The organism is Rhodococcus sp. PSi06 (genome assembly GCF_054960675.1).
The window spans coordinates 1-17,031 of the sequence record NZ_JBHNYO010000005.1 but is presented as its reverse complement, the minus strand read 5'-3'; the positions used below and the strand labels follow the sequence as shown (position 1 = coordinate 17,031).

Annotated in this window: 16 protein-coding genes; 4 read left to right on the top strand and 12 right to left on the bottom strand. The window is 66.0% G+C overall.

What is annotated here, in order from left to right; all coding sequences use genetic code 11:
• Positions 1 to 4: 4 nt before the first annotated feature.
• The 7 genes from ACFI9K_RS08180 to ACFI9K_RS08150 form a co-directional block, all read right to left on the bottom strand.
• The gene (locus ACFI9K_RS08180) at positions 5 to 1,024 is read right to left on the bottom strand and encodes a methionine synthase (RefSeq protein ID WP_462663043.1); all 1,020 of its coding nucleotides are present in this window, start codon (positions 1,022 to 1,024) and stop codon (positions 5 to 7) included.
• Positions 1,021 to 2,109: a tRNA 2-thiouridine(34) synthase MnmA gene (mnmA, locus tag ACFI9K_RS08175; protein WP_462663042.1), complete on the bottom strand. Its 1,089-nt coding sequence runs from the start codon at positions 2,107 to 2,109 to the stop codon at positions 1,021 to 1,023. Before mnmA ends, ACFI9K_RS08180 begins: the two co-directional genes overlap by 4 nt.
• Complete coding sequence (locus ACFI9K_RS08170) at positions 2,109 to 3,347, bottom strand: cysteine desulfurase family protein (protein WP_462663041.1); 1,239 nt, start codon at positions 3,345 to 3,347, stop codon at positions 2,109 to 2,111. Before ACFI9K_RS08170 ends, mnmA begins: the two co-directional genes overlap by 1 nt.
• Positions 3,348 to 3,428: 81 nt before the next feature.
• Positions 3,429 to 4,322, bottom strand: a complete 894-nt coding sequence (locus ACFI9K_RS08165; protein ID WP_462663040.1) for a lysophospholipid acyltransferase family protein — start codon at positions 4,320 to 4,322, stop codon at positions 3,429 to 3,431.
• Positions 4,319 to 5,137 carry a GNAT family N-acetyltransferase gene (locus tag ACFI9K_RS08160; protein ID WP_462663039.1) on the bottom strand — a complete coding sequence of 273 codons (819 nt, stop codon included), beginning with the start codon at positions 5,135 to 5,137 and terminating at the stop codon, positions 4,319 to 4,321. The genes ACFI9K_RS08165 and ACFI9K_RS08160 overlap by 4 nt, the downstream gene beginning before the upstream one ends.
• A gap of 146 nt (positions 5,138 to 5,283) precedes the next feature.
• Complete coding sequence (locus ACFI9K_RS08155) at positions 5,284 to 6,240, bottom strand: electron transfer flavoprotein subunit alpha/FixB family protein (protein ID WP_222093093.1); 957 nt, start codon at positions 6,238 to 6,240, stop codon at positions 5,284 to 5,286.
• 42 nt (positions 6,241 to 6,282) lie between these two features.
• Positions 6,283 to 7,083, bottom strand: a complete 801-nt coding sequence (locus ACFI9K_RS08150) for an electron transfer flavoprotein subunit beta/FixA family protein (protein WP_222093092.1) — start codon at positions 7,081 to 7,083, stop codon at positions 6,283 to 6,285.
• A gap of 220 nt (positions 7,084 to 7,303) precedes the next feature.
• Between ACFI9K_RS08150 and ACFI9K_RS08145 the strand changes: the two genes are divergently transcribed.
• The 3 genes from ACFI9K_RS08145 to ACFI9K_RS08135 are packed head-to-tail and all read left to right on the top strand — an operon-like array spanning position 7,304 to position 10,892.
• Entirely contained in the window at positions 7,304 to 8,092 is a 789-nt protein-coding gene (locus tag ACFI9K_RS08145) for a class I SAM-dependent methyltransferase (protein ID WP_462663038.1), read from the top strand.
• A 23-nt stretch (positions 8,093 to 8,115) separates the two neighbouring features.
• Positions 8,116 to 9,648 carry a 1,4-alpha-glucan branching protein domain-containing protein gene (locus tag ACFI9K_RS08140; RefSeq protein ID WP_462663231.1) on the top strand — a complete coding sequence of 511 codons (1,533 nt, stop codon included), beginning with the start codon at positions 8,116 to 8,118 and terminating at the stop codon, positions 9,646 to 9,648.
• Positions 9,645 to 10,892, top strand: a complete 1,248-nt coding sequence (locus ACFI9K_RS08135; RefSeq protein WP_462663037.1) for a glycosyltransferase family 4 protein — start codon at positions 9,645 to 9,647, stop codon at positions 10,890 to 10,892. Before ACFI9K_RS08140 ends, ACFI9K_RS08135 begins: the two co-directional genes overlap by 4 nt.
• Positions 10,893 to 10,901: 9 nt before the next feature.
• On the opposite strand, the gene ACFI9K_RS08130 is transcribed toward ACFI9K_RS08135, so the two are convergent.
• On the bottom strand, positions 10,902 to 11,663 hold the full coding sequence (locus ACFI9K_RS08130; RefSeq protein ID WP_167325557.1) for an acyltransferase: 762 nt from the start codon (positions 11,661 to 11,663) through the stop codon (positions 10,902 to 10,904).
• 148 nt (positions 11,664 to 11,811) lie between these two features.
• Here ACFI9K_RS08130 and ACFI9K_RS08125 point away from each other — a divergent pair, with 148 nt between their 5' ends.
• The gene (locus ACFI9K_RS08125) at positions 11,812 to 13,134 is read left to right on the top strand and encodes an outer membrane protein assembly factor BamB family protein (protein WP_462663036.1); all 1,323 of its coding nucleotides are present in this window, start codon (positions 11,812 to 11,814) and stop codon (positions 13,132 to 13,134) included.
• On the opposite strand, the gene ACFI9K_RS08120 is transcribed toward ACFI9K_RS08125, so the two are convergent.
• The 4 genes from ACFI9K_RS08120 to ACFI9K_RS08105 are packed head-to-tail and all read right to left on the bottom strand — an operon-like array spanning position 13,122 to position 16,759.
• Entirely contained in the window at positions 13,122 to 14,294 is a 1,173-nt protein-coding gene (locus ACFI9K_RS08120; protein ID WP_462663035.1) for a THUMP-like domain-containing protein, read from the bottom strand. The two genes, ACFI9K_RS08125 and ACFI9K_RS08120, sit on opposite strands and share 13 nt — an antisense overlap.
• Positions 14,295 to 14,328: 34 nt before the next feature.
• Positions 14,329 to 15,381 (bottom strand): methyltransferase domain-containing protein, encoded by a 1,053-nt coding sequence (locus tag ACFI9K_RS08115; RefSeq protein ID WP_462663034.1) that lies wholly within the window; start codon positions 15,379 to 15,381, stop codon positions 14,329 to 14,331.
• 59 nt (positions 15,382 to 15,440) lie between these two features.
• Entirely contained in the window at positions 15,441 to 16,220 is a 780-nt protein-coding gene (locus tag ACFI9K_RS08110; RefSeq protein ID WP_462663033.1) for an enoyl-CoA hydratase/isomerase family protein, read from the bottom strand.
• A 26-nt stretch (positions 16,221 to 16,246) separates the two neighbouring features.
• Positions 16,247 to 16,759 carry an NUDIX hydrolase gene (locus ACFI9K_RS08105; RefSeq protein WP_462663032.1) on the bottom strand — a complete coding sequence of 171 codons (513 nt, stop codon included), beginning with the start codon at positions 16,757 to 16,759 and terminating at the stop codon, positions 16,247 to 16,249.
• Positions 16,760 to 17,031 lie beyond the last annotated feature (272 nt).

Sequence of the window (17,031 nt, the reverse complement as noted above, 5' to 3'; positions counted from 1 at the left end):
AATCTCACAACGAATCGGGTGACTCGGCGAATGCGACGGCCACGTCGCGAGCGAGTCCTGTTGCGCGACGGGCCCACTCCGGTGTGCTGCCGGCCAGACCGCAACTCGGCGTGACCGAAATCTGCGATGCGAGCACGGAACGGTCGAACCCCAAGCGGTCGACCAAGGTGACACCGGGCTCGGCGAGTTCCCGCCAGCCGGGCGGACGCTCGGGTGCGTGCGTCGGAATCAGGCCCAACATCAGCGTCTTTCCCGTCTGCAGCAACTCGCCGATTCCGTCGAAATCGTTGCGACGCAGACCGGCCGCGTCCACGGCCACCGCGACGGCTTTCGAGCGGCGCAGCAGATCGAAAGGAACACCGGAGTCGCAGCAATGCACCGCTACCGGGAGCGCGACGATATCGATCAGTGAATCGAGGAGGTCGAGTGCATCCGGTTCGGGGACCGGACGTACGGTGTCGAGCCCGGTGATTCCGGTCAGGCTTCCGGCCAGAACGGCTGCGAGACTGGGTTCGTCGAGCTGGACCACGACGTCGGCGCCGAGTCGACGTGTCACCTCCGCGCAGTGCAGTCGAAGTCCTTCACCGAGGGCCTCCGTGAAATGCCGGACGGCACCCCGATCGGTCAAGGCCCGATGCCCGTGCCGCAGTTCCACCTGGGCTGCCATCGTGAACGGTCCGGCGGCCTGGATCTTGATTGTTCGGCCGCTGCCACGAAGCCCCGAGACCTCCCACAGTTCCTCTAGCACATCGAGATCCTCGGCGAGAAAATCGTTCGCTCGACGACCGGCAAGCATCGGACGTGGCACGACGCGGTATCCGGACGTGCGCACGTCGAGTTCGACGTCGACCATGATGGCTCCGGTGCGCCCGATCGTGTCGGCACCGAGTCCGCGTGCCGGAAGCTCCACAATGTGCGGTAGTTCGGCGAACTCGCCGAGCACGATCGCAGCCGCCTCACGTATGTCCGTACCCGGCCACGAGCCGATACCGGTCGCAAGTCCGGCGAAATCGCTCGGGGTCACTCGCGCTCGGATCGAGTACCCGAAATGGTCGAGCTACCGATGACGACGTCACCGTGAATGTCCTTGCGGTACAACACCGCTGCCTGCCCTTTGGCGACACCGGTCAGCGGAGAGCGCAACTGAATCTCCATCCCATCGCCCACCGCCTCGGCGACAGCCTCGGTCAGGCCGCCGTGCGCGCGGACCTGAACGATGCATTCGATGGGACCGGTGGGGGCCGTGCCCTCGGTCCACACCGCGCGGTCGCCGGTGATGGCCCAGACGTCGAGCTTCTGCGCAGAACCGACCATGACCGTGCCGGTGTCGGGCTCGATCGAGGTGACGTACCGGGGACGGCCGTCTGCGGCAGGCCCTTCCACGCCGAGCCCCTTGCGTTGTCCGATGGTGAAACCGTGCACACCGTCGTGGTCGGCCAATTCGGCTCCGGTATCGGAGTCGACGACCTTGCCCGGGCGCACGCCGATATGTGCGCCGAGGAACGCGCGAGTGTCGCCCGAGGGAATGAAACAGATGTCGTGGCTGTCCGGCTTGTCGGCAACGGCCAGCCCGCGCTCGGCTGCTTCTTCGCGGATCTCGGATTTCGGAGTGTCCCCGATCGGGAACATCGCACGCGAGAGTTGTCCTCGATTCAGAACGGCCAGCACATAGGACTGGTCCTTGTCCGCGTCGACGGCCCGGCGCAACACGCCGTCGTGCAGCTGCGCGTAGTGCCCGGTGGCCACTGCATCGAATCCCAGTGCGAGAGCGCGGTCCGCCAGAGCGGAGAACTTGATCTTCTCGTTGCATCGCAAGCAGGGATTGGGAGTTTCGCCCGCCGCGTAGGACGCCACGAAGTCGTCGATGACGTCCTCTTTGAATCGATCGGCGAAGTCCCAGACGTAGAAGGGAATTCCCAGTACGTCGGCAGCGCGACGAGCATCGCCGGCGTCCTCTTTCGAGCAACATCCGCGCGAGCCTGTGCGCAGCGCACCGGGAGCGGTCGACAGCGCCAGATGAACGCCGACGACATCGTGGCCTTCGTCCACGGCACGGGCCGCAGCCACCGCCGAGTCGACTCCCCCACTCATTGCAGCCAGAACACGCATCAGCGATTTCCTCCTCGAGCTCCGACGCCTGCCAGTCCGGCGGCGCGAGCACGTTCGACGACCTGCGGCAGGGCCGCAAGCACAGTGGTGACGTCCGCTTCGGACGAGCCGGCTCCCAGCGAGAATCGCAGTGATCCGCGGGCGACGTGGGGATCACTGCCGAGCGCGATCAGAACGTGGCTGGCGCTCGCCACGCCTGCGGTACACGCGGAGCCTGTCGAACATTCTATGCCTGCCGCGTCGAGCAGCATCAACAACGAATCGCCCTCGCATCCGGGAAAGGTGAAGTGCACGTTTCCGGCCAGCCTGTCCTCGCCCTCCGGGCCGTTGAGCACGGCGTCGGGAACGGCGTCGCGGATTCCCTCGATCAGCCGATCGCGCAGCGCACTCATTTCGACGCGGTGCCTGGATGCGTTCTGAACCGTCGACCGCAGCGCAGCCGCCATCGCGACGACACCCGCCGTGTCCGGGGTGCCCGATCGCACGTCTCGCTCGTGTCCGCCGCCGTGGAACAACGGAACACACGGAACCTGGCGACCGAGCAACAGTGCACCGACGCCCTGGGGCCCACCGAACTTGTGTGCTGCGATACTCAGCGCGGACAGGCCGCTGTCGGAGAAACTCACGGGCAGATGCGGCACGGCCTGAATCGCGTCGCTGTGCATCGGGACGCCGTACTCGGCAGCGACGCCGGCCAACTCGGTGATCGGCATGATGGTGCCGATTTCGTTGTTGGCCCACATGATCGTGACCAAGGCGGTCTCGTCTGCGTGCAGGGCGAGTTCGGCGCGCAGTACGTCCGGAGTCACTCGGCCGTCGGCATCTACCGGGAGCCACGTGACACTCGCACCCTCGTGCGCGACGAGCCACTCCACCGCGTCGAGCACCGCATGATGTTCGACGGAGCTGGCGATGATTCTCGTCAGCGCGGTGTCGGAGTCTCGACGAGCTGCGAAGATGCCCTTGACGGCGAGGTTGTCGCTTTCGGTGCCCCCGGAGGTGAAGATCACTTCGGACGGACGTGCACCGAGGTCGGCAGCGATCGATTCGCGGGACTCCTCCACTCGCCGGCGGGCCGATCGGCCGGACGTGTGCAGCGAGGACGCATTGCCGACCGTGGCGAATACAGACGTCATGGCCTCGATGGCGCTCGGCAACATCGGAGTCGTCGCTGCGTGATCGAGGTACACCGGTGGCCGCGGCGGGGCGGAAGCAGTCGTACTGCGCACAGAAGGCATAACAGGCTAGACGATACCCGCTGCCGTGAGTGCGGACCTACCTGCGCGAGGTGGGTCCGCGGCCACGGTGATCGTTGCTCGTCAGGCCGCCACCGTCGGCGGTATCGGACTGCGTTCGGCCTCGGCCATCACCCCGTGCACAGTGGGGTCATAGACCTCCCCGCGTCGAATCGCCACCTCGCATCGTCGAGCGAGGTCGCGTCGATCGCCGCCGGGTGCCTCCGGAGCCGTGAACTCCACCTCCGCACGCAGTCCTCGCAGGCGAAAGATTCGGCCGATGGATGCACCGATCGTTTCGTCACCGACGAAGCACGTGGCGGTGGTCTGCTCGTCGATTTGGTCGAGATAGCGCAGCCGGATCGGCTGGACCCATGTCTCCGAGTCGATCGCCGCCTGGAGCAACGCCGGCCTCAGGGATCCGTACGCGCGACCGCACCAGGTGGTGGCCTCGGGGAAGACGACGACCGATCCCCCGGCACGGACACGATCGGCCACCTGCTCGACGACGCCGGGTAGCTGACGTAGTCGAGCTCGATCGATCGGAAGTACTTTCATGGCGCGCGCGAGGCGACCGAGCGCCGGCCAGTCGATCAGATCGGCGCGTGCGACGAAGGTCGACGGTTGTACCGCGGTGAGAACAACGACGTCGGTCCAGGAGATGTGACCGGCGACGTGCAGTGCACCGGCGGCGGTTCGGGATCTTTCGCGATCGGAGCGGGTGTCGAGCACGGTCAGGTCGATTCCGATGGCGAACAGCAGGGTGCGAGCACCAATCCGGGTCAGCGAACGCCGCACTCGGGGAAAGGGCACGCCCAGTACGACCAGCACCGGCAGCAGTCCGAACGCAATCAGTGCCAGCACGATACGCAGGACGAGCACGATGCGCCCCACAGTCGGCGGGTTCTTCGGTAGGCAGCCGTCGCTGCACGGCGACGACGGCATCCACGCATGCGACAGTGCAACCGGTTGCGTCACTGGGCAGCCGACTCGAAAGTCGTTGCCGCCGAGCGCAACCGATCGAGATAACGGGTGTTGGCCTCGTGCAGCCCGAGCAGCGCAACGAAATCCGCGACACCGAAGTCGGGGTCGTGTGCAGGCTCACCGCAGATGGAGGCCCCGAGTCGGAGGTACCCGTTCATCAGCGGGGGCATGGACGTTCGCGCGGCGGGCGCGATGTCGATGAGATCGACTCCGTCGACGACGACCGGAGCGTAGGGACGCACTCGTCGATCGGGTGCCGTTGCATGCTTGCTCAACAGACGATCACGGACGTTGCGGACATTCGCCCCCGACGGCTCACCCGGGGCCGACTGCATGGGCACCGATACGCAACCCATCACCCACTCGTACCCCGTGACGTCGAGATAGTGCAGTATTCCGGCCCACATCAGACCGAGAACAGACCCTGATCGATGGTCGGGATGCACTGCAGCTCTTCCCATCTCGACGATGTTCATGCCGACGGGATCGAGCGCGGAGATATCGAACTCGGTGGCGGTGTAATAACCACCCGCGGCCACCGCAGCCGGTGGCGGCAACATGCGGTAGCACCCGACGAAGGTGTCGGTCCACTGGTCGCGGACGAGAAGGTGATCACAGAATTCATCGAACCGATCGGCGTCGAGGCCGTCCGTATCGGTGGGGATGGCAAATCCGGGCTCGGAGGCGAACACGTCGTAGCGCAGGCGCTGCGCCGCGAGTCGATGTTCGGGGTCGGTGGACAACACGAGCGAATAGCGGTCGGTGGCCGGGACGATCAATGCAGTCGAGCTCATGACGGAAGTGGTCATGAGGTGTGTCTAACGAGCGGGGAAGACCACCGGGCATCGACCGGGGAACGTGTCGGAAGAGTTTGCGTGAACAAGGTTGCGCCGTCACGCGCGAGAAGGCCCTCACCACCGTAGCGGTGAGGGCCTTCTCGAAACAGCGCTGGTTGCTATCCCTTGTGCTTCTTGACTGCGTCGGTCAACTGCGGTGCGACGTTGAAGAGGTCTCCGACAATGCCGTAATCGGCGATCTCGAAGATCGGTGCTTCCTCGTCCTTGTTGACTGCGACGATCGTCTTCGAGGTCTGCATGCCTGCGCGGTGCTGGATGGCTCCGGAGATGCCCAGCGCCACGTACAGCTGCGGCGAGACGGTCTTGCCCGTCTGGCCCACCTGGAACTGGCCCGGGTAGTAGCCGGAGTCGACAGCGGCACGCGAGGCACCGACTGCGGCACCCAGCGAATCGGCCAGGTCCTCGACCACCGTGAACTTGTCGGCGCTGCCGACACCACGTCCACCGGAGACGACGACCGTCGCCTCGGTGAGCTCCGGACGGTCGCCGCCGACGATCGGGTCACGGGAGGTGACCTTCACGGTGCCGTCTTCCTGCGCCGGCACCTCGACGGTTTCGCGCGTGCCCGCTCCGGCCTTCGGCTCGGCCTCGACTGCACCGGGGCGCAGCGAGATGACCGGCACGTCGCCGTTCGCCTTCGCCTCGACCGTGAACGCGCCGCCGAAGATCGAGTAGACGGCGCTGCCGTCACCGTTGAGCGAGACGACATCGTTGTGGTAGCCCGAGCCCAAACGTGCAGCGAGCCGGCCCGCAACTTCCTTGCCCTCGATCGTGGCCGCGGTGATGATCGCCGCCGGCGAGACCGACTCGGCGAGTGCCGAGAGCACGTCGACCTTCGGGGTGACGAGAAATCCGTCGACGTCGTCGGACTCGGCGGCGTAAATTTTCTCGGCACCGGCCTCGGTCAACGCGTCGGCGACCTTGTCGGTGGTGCCGACCGGGCCGGTGACGACCGCAGACGGCTCACCCAGTGCGCGGGCAGCGGTGATCAGCTCGGAGCTGACCTTCTTCAGTGTTCCCTCGACGTGCTCCACGAGCACGAGTACTTCTGCCATGACTTAGCTCCTCGTTTGTCTTCGATTGCTCGGTGGGCGGGATCAGATGATCTTCTGGCCTACGAGGTAGGTGGCGATCTTGTCGCCGCCGTCGCCCTCGTCGGTGAGCCGCTCGCCGGCAGTCTTGGGAGGCTTGGGGGTCGACGAGGTGACGGTCGTGCCCGCGTTGTCGACGCCGACGATGCCGTCCTCGACACCGATCTCGGCCAGCGTGATGGTCTGCACCGTCTTCTTCTTGGCGGCCATGATGCCCTTGAACGACGGGAACCGCGGCTCGTTGATCTTCTCGGTGACGCTCACGATGGCGGGCAGCGTCGCTTCGAGGCCGAAGATGCCCTCGTCGGTCTCGCGCTCGCCGGTGACCTTGCCGTCCGCGACGGAGAGCTTGCGCAGCTGCGTCAGGGCAGGGATCTGCAGGTATTCGGCGATGATCGCCGGAACTGCGCCCGTGCGGCCGTCGGTGGCCTCGTTGCCGGCGATGATGAGATCGGCCGGCTCGTCGTTCTCGAAGGCGACGTTGCCCAGTGCCGCAGCCAGGGCGTACCCGGTCTGGATGGCGTCCGAGCCGTGCAGGCTCGGGTCGTTGAGGTGCACCGCGCTGTCCGCACCCATCGACAGAGCCTTGCGGATGGCATCGGTGGCGCGATCGGGGCCTGCGGACAGAACCTTGACCTCACCGCCCTGAGCTTCCTTGATGAGCAATGCCTCTTCGACGGCCCGCTCGTTGATCTCGTCGAGGACGGCGTCGGCAGCCTCGCGATCGAGGGTGTAGTCACCGTCGGTGAGCTTGCGCTCGGACCACGTGTCTGGAACCTGCTTGATCAAAACAACGATGTTCGTCATGGGTCTGCGTCGACCTCCTGGTCATGTTCTGCTGATCGTGAGTGTTCTAACGGTTCGTGCAGTTCTGGTGGTGCAGTTCTACGGTCTGTGACGAGGTTACCTCACCGTAGTTACTCATGGGTAACTTACCTCCCCGTCCGTCCGACCATACATCTGCGCCCTGACTGTTACGGAGACCACGTTGGCTTACCTCTCCCATGTCTCCACTAACCTTCCGTCGGTGAACGATTCTGCGGCTCAGGCACCGGCACCGGAACCACTCCCCCTCACCGGCGAGAGAACCGTGCCGGGCATAGCCGAGGAGAACTACTGGTTCCGCCGACACGAGGTGGTCTACCGAGCTCTGGTCGAGCAGTGCCGAGATTCCACCGTGCTCGAGGCCGGATCGGGAGAAGGCTACGGAGCCAACATGATTGCCGATGTTGCAACGCACGTCATCGGTCTCGACTACGACGCGTCCGCCGCCGCGCACGTGCGTGCGCGGTATCCCCGGGTGACGATGCTGCGCGGCAACCTCGACCGCCTCCCGTTCGCAGATTCCACCGTCGACGTCGTCGTCAACTTCCAAGTGATCGAGCACCTCTGGGACCAGGGCGCGTTTCTCGCCGAAGTGCATCGAATTCTCAAACCCGGCGGCGTACTGCTGATCAGTACTCCCAACCGCATCACGTTCTCGCCGGGTCGGGACACTCCCCTCAACCCTTTCCACACCCGCGAACTCGACGCAGCCGAACTGACCGAACTTCTCGTCGCCGCCCGCCTCGAGGTCACCGAGCTCACCGGGGTCCGGCACGGCAGTACGTTGGCCGCGCTCGACGCCAAACACGGTGGCTCCTTCATCGACGCCCAGATCGAGCGCGCCCTTGCAGGCGAACCGTGGCCGAGCGAGCTGGCCGAGGACGTCGCGGCGATCACGATCGACGACTTCGAGATCGCTGCCGACCGCATCGACGACAGCCTCGACCTCGTTGCCATCGCGCACAAGAGTTCGGGCGCGGTGATCGGGTGACATCCGGCACCACCGTGCCGGGCATGTTCTCCCTCGTGCTGCACTCCCATCTGCCCTGGTTGGCCAATCACGGTAGGTGGCCGGTCGGCGAGGAGTGGCTGTACCAATCCTGGGCCGACTGCTACCTGCCGCTCACCGCGGCCCTGGAGCGACTGGCCGATGACGGTCACAGCGACGTGCTGTCGCTCGGTGTCACTCCCGTTCTGGCTGCTCAGCTCGACGATCCACACTGCCTGTCGGGTATGCATCACTGGCTCGGAAACTGGCAACTACGCGCCCACGAGGCCCACGATCGTGCGCTGTCCGTTCGCGAACATCGGGGTTCCGCCGCTGCGCTCGAGCAATTCGAGACACGCTGGCGGCACGGCGGCTCCGCTGTGCTCCGGCCCCTGATCGACGCCGGTACAGTCGAGCTGTTGGGTGGCCCTCTCGCGCACCCGTTCCAGCCGCTGCTCCATCCGCGACTGCGCGAGTTCTCGCTAAAAGAGGGTCTGCGCGATGCCCACGCACGCTGGGGCAGCACCCCGTCGGGCATCTGGGCCCCGGAATGCGGCTTCACCCCCGGGATGGAAAACGAGTACGCGGCTGCCGGAGTGTCGCATTTCATGGTCGACGGCCCCGCGATGCGCGGCGACACCTCCCTCGGTAGGCCGGTGTGGGACTCCGACGTCGTCGCGTTCGGTCGCGACCTTCCTGTCAGCTACCGCGTCTGGTCACCGAGATCCGGCTATCCGGGACACAGCGCCTACCGGGACTTTCACACCTACGACCACGACACGGGCCTCAAGCCGGCCCGCGTCACGGGCCGCACGGTGGCCTCGAACGACAAGGCTCCCTACGATCCGGAGCGGGCTGCGGCGACAGTGGATCGCCACGTCGCAGATTTCGTGGACGTGGTTCGTCGACGGCTGATCTCGGAGTCCGATCGAATCGGCCGTGACGCACTGGTCGTGGCCGCCTTCGACACCGAGCTCTTCGGTCATTGGTGGCACGAGGGCCCCCAGTGGCTCGAGAAGTTGATGCGCGCACTCCCGGCCGCCGGAATCACCGTCGGCACGCTGAACGATGCACGCGAGCGCGGGTCCGTCGGTGATCCGCTGGAACTTCAGGATTCATCGTGGGGATCGGGCAAGGACTGGCGGGTGTGGGCCGGGGACGATGTCGCCGACCTGGTGGCGCTGAATTCCGAGGTCTCGCGAACTGCACTCGACGCCGTCGATGCCGCCCGGGAGAACGGACGCCGCGGCGGTGGGCCCGAACTACGCAATCGGGTCAGTGATCAGATACTGCGTGAGACACTGATGGCAGTGGCGAGCGACTGGGCCTTCATGGTCAGCAAGGACTCCGCCGCTGGTTATGCGCGGGAGCGAGCGCACGTCCACGCGCACGCTCTGCGTGAGATTGCTGCTGCAGCCGTGAGCGGATCGACGAGCCGGGCGACCGGATTGGCGCAGCAGTGGAATCGCGCGGACGGATTGTTCCCCGCGTTGGACGCGCGCCGCCTACCCGGCGCGCATCGTGGTGGCGAGCCGAAATCTGCAAGGGGACGTCGATGAAGATCCTGATGGTGTCGTGGGAGTACCCACCCGTCGTCGTCGGCGGGCTCGGTCGGCACGTTCATCATCTGGCTACCGAACTGGTCCGCTGCGGGCACCAGGTCGTCGTACTGTCGCGTCGGCCCACCGGTACCGACGCCGCCACCCACCCGACCTCGCATCACATCGAGGACGGCGTGCTCGTCGTCGCCGTCGCGGAAGACCCGGCTCATTTCGTTTTCGGGGAGGACATGCTCGCGTGGACTCTTGCAATGGGCCACGCGATGGTTCGCGCGGGTGTCGCGTTGGGCAAACCGGGGCTGGGCGAGGGCTGGCAGCCCGACGTGGTCCACGCACACGATTGGCTCGTGGCGCACCCCGCCATCGCTCTGGCCGAGTTCTACGACGTACCGCTCGTGTCGACCATTCACGCCACCGAGGCCGGACGCCACAGTGGCTGGATCTCCGGTCCCGTGAACCGTCAGGTGCATTCCGTCGAATGGTGGCTGGCCAACGACTCGGATGCGGTCATCACCTGCTCGGCGTCGATGAGAGACGAGGTGACCACGTTGTTCGGTGTGCCCGAGTCGGCAGTGTCGGTCATTCGCAACGGAATCGACCGATCCACCTGGAACTTCCGGCGACGAGAGCCCCGGTCCGAGCCCGCCACGTTGCTCTACGTCGGTCGCCTCGAGTACGAGAAGGGGATTCAGGACGCCATCGCCGCCCTGCCCCGTATTCGGCGGAGCCATCCGGGTACCACCCTGCACATCGCCGGTGAGGGAACGCAGTTCGCCTGGCTGGCGGGGCTCGCGCGCACACACCGGGTTGCCCGAGCAGTGTCGTTCCTGGGTAACCTCGACCACACCGAACTGCTCGGTTGGCTGCACGGAGCGGATGCGATCGTGCTGCCCAGCCGATACGAGCCGTTCGGCATCATCGCCCTCGAAGCCGCCGCGGCGGGAACTCCGTTGGTCGCATCCACCGCGGGCGGACTGGGCGAGGCAATCGTCGACGGCGTCACCGGTCTGTCCTTCGCGCCCGGGGATGTCGCCGGTCTGGCCGCAGCAGTACGAAAAGTGCTCGACAACGCAGATGCCGCACAGGAACGTGCTGTGGCGGCCCGCGAACGCCTCACCGTGGACTTCGACTGGAAGCACGTGGCCGAATCGACGGCCATGGTCTATCTGGAGGCCAAGCGCAAGGTTCGCCATCCACTGGGCCGCCCACACATCGTCGAACGCGCACTGCCGGGCCGCACCTGACCCCTGTGGTCAGCTCTCGCGCGCCGCCTCGGCCTGACCGAGTGCCTTCTTGCGCGCTATGTCTTCCAGCGCTGCAATGTATTTCGCGCGTTCGGCGGCGCCGGCTTCCCAGGCATCCTTACGGTTGCGGACAACCTTGGCAGGGGCGCCGACGGCGATGCTGTAGTCAGGAATCTCGCCCTTGACCACCGCATGGGCACCGAGGACGCAGCCGCGCCCGATCCTGGTCTCGCGCAGAATCGTCACCTTGGCGGCTATCCACGTGTCCGGGCCTATTCTCACCGGCCCCTTCACGATTCCCTGATCCTTGATGGGCATGTTCACGTCGTCCATCCGATGGTCGAAATCACAGATGTAGCACCAGTCGGCAACCAACGTCGAGGCCCCGATTTCGATGTCGAGGTAGGTGTTGACGACGTTGTCCTTGCCGAACACCACCTTGTCGCCGATCCGCAGCGAACCCTCGTGGCAGCGAATGGCATTGCCGTCGCCGATGTGTACCCAGCGTCCGATCTCGAGCCGGGAGAGCTCGGGAGTGGAGTGGATCTCGACGTTCTTGCCGAGAAACACCATGCCCCTGAGAATCACGTGCGGATTGGCCAACTTGAACTTCGCCAGTCGGTAGTACCGCACGAGATACCAGGGGGTGTACGCCTTGTTCGCGAGCACCCAATCGAGAGACGCGCGCGTGAGGAAGCGCGCCTGCTCGGTGTCGCGTCGTCTCGACCCGCGCCAGCGTGTCCGCAGCGGCGCGTTCCACATACTCGTCATGGACGTTCACCCTAGTTTCTCGTTCGCCCACTCTCTGCCGGCACCCGTCGGCGGGCTAGGGTTGCCTGTCGACTGTTGCTCGTCGGCGCAGGAGAACAGGACGCCCCGGCACCGCGTCGGGCCCGAACACACTCATGGGGAGCGATCGATGCACGGCGGCAGTGCCCACGGCAGGACCGGCAGAAAGATCACTGCGTTCGCTGCCGCGGTTGTGCTGGTGACCCTGAGCGGCTGCAGCTCCGATACCACCGCCATCGAACCGCTCTCTCCCGATTCGTGGCCCGCCGCACACGCGAACGCGCACAACAGTGGGGCGACCTCGGTGTCGGTGGACTCGCCTGTCGCGTTGGATTGGACCCGGCCCACCGGCGGCACTGTGAGCTCTCCGGTGTCCATCGGCTCGACGGGTCAGATGTTCGTCACCGCCGCCACCGAATCCGGGTGCAACCTCTTCTCCTTCGAAATCGACTCCGCTCGCAAGCGCTGGTGCAATCGTGTGGGGCCCTCGGTCGTGACCGCAACGCCAACCGTCGACTCCGCGATCAACGTGTACGTCGGTGACGACGGCGGCATGAACTCGTTCAACGATCACGGTCAATTGCGTTGGCGAACAACGACGTACGGGGTACCGAAATCCGCTCAGTTCCTCGGGGACGGGAGCGTGCTGTCGGTGACCCAGATGGGTCAGGTCAGTGTTCTGGACACCCAGAACGGGCAGCTTCGAGTGCCCATCCTCGACCTCGTTCCGACGCCGAACTTCCTCACCGATCCGAACTCCGATTTCGAGCCGGTCGACACCGGCCTCGCCGAGTGCAGCGCGGGAGGATCGGAATGCATCGTACCCGCCGCGCCTGCAGTCGACACCGCAACCGGAGCGATCTATCTGACCCTGTGGCGGCCGGGTTCTATTGCCCCACAGCTGGTTTCACTACAATACAACCGCGACGGGTCCCCCGGACTCGCCGAACGCTGGTCCTCCGACCTGCTCCCCGCAGGCGTCGCATCGTCTCCGGTGCTGTCCGAGGATGGGTCGACGGTGTACGTGGCCGACATCGACGGCCGATTGACCGCGTTCGATACCGCGGACGGACGGCAGAAGTGGACGGAGGGCACCGGGCTCGGAATCGGCGGATCCCCGTCGATAGCCGCGGACGGCACCATCGTCCCGGCGGGCGGCGACGGCACCCTGATCGGCTTGCGCGACAACGGCGATTCCGTCGAGCGGGTATGGGTACGCGACGACATCGAGCAAGCCGGGACGGCTGCGCAGACCGCCGACGGCCACGGCCATACCGTCGTCCGCGACGGCGACGGCCTCGCGCTGCTCGCCTTCGACTCCGCAACCGGCGAGACGCTGGACTCGCAGCCCGTTCCCGACGTCGTCGGCTCGACGGTCGGTACGTCCATCGGTCCCGACGGCCAGGTGGTCACCGCGAGCTACCTCGGTGAGATCTTCACCTACACCGACTGATCGATCGCCCCCGGCGCGCAGACGAAGGACACCGCGGACCGATCGATGCGCGTGATCACCACCGACAGCGCGACGGTTCCACGCAGCTTGAGCTTGGGTCGCAGTAGTGCCGGATCCACGTCCACCCCGCGCACGAGAATCTCGACCGAACCGCAGTCCAGTCGATTCAGTTGCTGCCGAAGCACTTTCTCGGAGAACTTGGAGTGCTCCAGAATTCGGAAGCCCCGCACTCCGGCCGGTACGGTGTCGCCCGTCAGGTAGGCAATCCTCGGATCGAGTTGCCACAGGTCGAATCTGGCACCGTAGTGACGAACGAGACCGGCCCTGACCACAGCTCCGTCGGGGTCGACGATGTACCGCCCCGGTGGGCGAACCGGAATGTCGTCGGATTCGGCATCGGTGATGTCCATCGCGCTGCCGTCGGATCGCAGAACCGCCGCACGACGCCGAACGCCCCTCTCGCTGAATCCTTCCGACCAGATGCACGCTTCGCGCACTCCCCCGTCGAGCGAGACCACCTCGATCTCACCGGGCTGATCGACGGCGTCGAAGTCGAGACCGGGAGCGCATTTGACCACCAGGTCCCGGCCGCGATAGGCGTCGAACAAGTCCGGTAACGGCGGTTGCAGCATGGCCGGATCGTGGCGTCGCCGTCCGCCCGCTCGCCGGCCCGGATCGGCCACGACGACCGTTCCCCGCGTCGTCGGCGTCAGGGCGTCGGCCCGCAGCACGCGGGCACCAGGAACGTTGTGTACGGCCATCTGCAGCCGGATGGGGTCTAGGTCGCTGCCGACCGCCAACTCGGCCGATTCGACCAGCACCGCCAGTTCACTGCCGATCGAACACGTGACATCGTGCACTCGGCGGCCGGCCAGTCGGGCCGCGCGCCTGCGAGCCACCAGAGTGGGGGTGGCCTGCTGGACGGCGTCGTCGGTCACCAGCCAGTGGTCGGCACCGAACAATTTCACTCTCGCCTTGCGGCGGACGGTGACGGTTTCGATCAAGGCGCTCGCGTGGTCGGGGAAGCGGCTGCGCACGGACGCTGTGTCGCGCAGCGACGTTCGAGCACCGAACTCCAGATCGCCGATTGCGGCGAGAGCTCCGGCTCCGGCCTCGCTCCGCAGGAAGTCGAGATCGGAGCCGGTGAACTCGTAGCCCACTAGCGGGCTCGATCGATGCGGCGGTCCGAGCCGGTCAAGCGCGAGGAGCGGGTTTTGTGCCGGTGATCATCACGTTGTAGAACAGACCGCGCGGCACCACGTGCTGCAGCACGTTCTCGTCGACCCAGCTCAGTGTCTTCCAACCGCCGAAGGCGAATTTCGCCCAGTTCCAGCCCAGCTTCCCGGCGGGGACGGCAGCCTCGAACGTGCGCACCGGCCAGCCGAGCAGAGCGGCGGCGAACTCCTCGGTGTTGGCCTGAACCGACTCCGCACCGGCCGAGAGCGCGATGTTCTCCAGATCTGTCGGGTCGAAGGTGTGCAGGTCCACGACGGCTTCGAGCGCGGCTGCCCGCGAGGACTCGTCCAACTCTTCCTGCGGCTTGCGCCAGCTCGCCAGGAACGGCAACTTGGTTGCGCGAGTAGTCGCTTCCCACGTGATACGGCCGAGCCAGCGAGCGTAGAAATTGCCCACGGTGGTCGGCTCCCCCGCGAAGACGAATCGTCCGCCGGGCTTGAGGACACGAAGAACCTCACGAAGGGACTGTTCCACATCCGGGATGTGGTGCAGGACGGCGTGTCCCACGACCAGATCGAAAGTGTCGTCCTCGTAGGGAATGGTCTCGGCATCGGCCACCCGACCGTCGACGTCGAGACCGAGGTGCTCGGCGTTGCGCAGCGCAACCTTCACCATTCCAGGAGACAGGTCGGTGACGGAGCCCTTGTCCGCGATACCTGCCTGCATGAGGTTGAGCAGGAAGAACCCGGTTCCACAGCCCAGTTCGAGGGCTCGTCCGTACGGCAGAGCGGACTGCGCCGAGGCGTCACCGGAGACGGCCTGATCGAACCTGCCGCGGGCGTAGTCGATGCAGCGCTCGTCGTAGGAAATCGACCACTTGTCGTCGTAGGTCTCGGCTTCCCAGTCGTGATAGAGCACCTGCGCCAGTTTGGTGTCCGATCGCGCTGCTTCGACCTGTTCGGCCGTGGCGTGCGGGTTGGGGGCGGGATCGACCGTGCGGTCGTCACCCTCGCCCGGGGCCGTCACACTGGAGATCGATGGATTGACACCGTCGTGGGGGCTTGCAGTCATCAGGCGAGCCTACTATCCGGTAGCTGTGAGACAACTCCGTCGGTCGTGAGGGCCCCGCCTCACCGTCCGGTGAATGTCGCTTTGCCCGGACCGTCCGCCACGAACGATGTCATCCCGATCGTACGATCGTCGGTTGCGAACAGCGCCGCGAACTGCTGGGCCTCGATGCGAAGCCCGGTGGTGAGGTCGACGTCGAGGCCCTGGTCGATCGACGCTTTGGCCGCGGCGAGCGCCCGCGATGCACCCGTGGTGAATTGCATGGCCCACGCCCGCGCAGCGTTGTACACCTCGTCGGGGGCAACCACCTCGTCCACCAGACCGATCCGCAGAGCCTCCTCCGCTCCGACGAAGCGGCCGGTGAAAACCATGTCCTTGGCTCGACTCGGACCGATCAGCCGCGCCAGCCGTTGTGTGCCGCCGCCGCCGGGAATGACGCCGAGGAGAACCTCGGGGACACCGAACTTGGCGTTGTCTCCGGCAATGCGACGGTCGGCACCGAGAGCGACCTCGAGTCCGCCGCCGAGCGCGTATCCGGTCACGGCGGCAACGACAGGCTTGGGGATGGTGCTCAACGAGCCCAGAGCGGATTGCAGGTCCCCGGCGATTTCCGCCATCTCCGCCGCGGTCAACGCCACCATCTCCTTGATGTCGGCACCGGCTGCGAACACCTTCTCCCCGCCGTAGACGATGACCGCCTTGACGTCGGAATTCACGGTTGCTTCACGAGCCGCCGAGCGAATCTCTTCCTGCATCTGACGATCGAGTGCATTCATCGGCGGTCGGTCCAAGCGGATGGTGCCGATGCCGTCGGATACTTCGAGATTCACGTACTCAGCCATGGGCGGAAAGGCTACCCGGCAACAGTTCAGCGATCGGCCCAGGGATGTCGAGCTCCGGCGTAGTACGCATTGTCCCCGTCGAAGAGCACCCGAACAGCGCCGTCCTCACGGGTGAGGATCGGCAGAACCGGGGCGAACTCACGTTCGTGCTCGACCACCTCGGCAACGGTGGTGAATCGAGACAGGGCGTCCAGTTGACTCCAGGTCGGTGGGAGCAGGATGGTCTCTCCCCGTCGCCAATCCGCCAAGGCTTCACCGATCGAACTCCATTTCACCGATGCTGCCTCGCTGGTTTCCCCGTCCGCCGTCTGGCCTTCCGGGATCACGGCGACGAAGAACCGGGTGTCGTACCGTCGCGCTTCGCCCACCGGCGTGATCCAGTGAGACCACGGCCGGAGCAGATCCGAGCGAAGTACCAGATCGTGTGCAGTGAGAAACTGGGCGAACGACAGTTCTCGGCGTTCCAGACGACCCCGCTCGGCAGCGAACGGGGCAGTGTCGGACACGATCGAATCCGGTGCGGATCCGGCCAGCAGCACACCGCATTCCTCGAAGGTCTCACGCGCCGCAGCGCACACGAGTGCTTGCGCGTTGCCCTCGTCGGTTCCCAGCCGTTCGGCCCACCACGAGGGCGGTGGGGGGGGCCCCCCCCCCCCACCCGCGGCCGCCGCCCGCGCGCCGCCCCCCCCCCGCCACACCCCCAATACACCCCCGACGCCCAAGCCCCCCCCCCGCCGCGCGGCGCCGCCCCCGACCGCCACCCCCTCGGTTCTAGTCGCGCGGCTTTTCACGGAGTTCGTACGCCTCGATG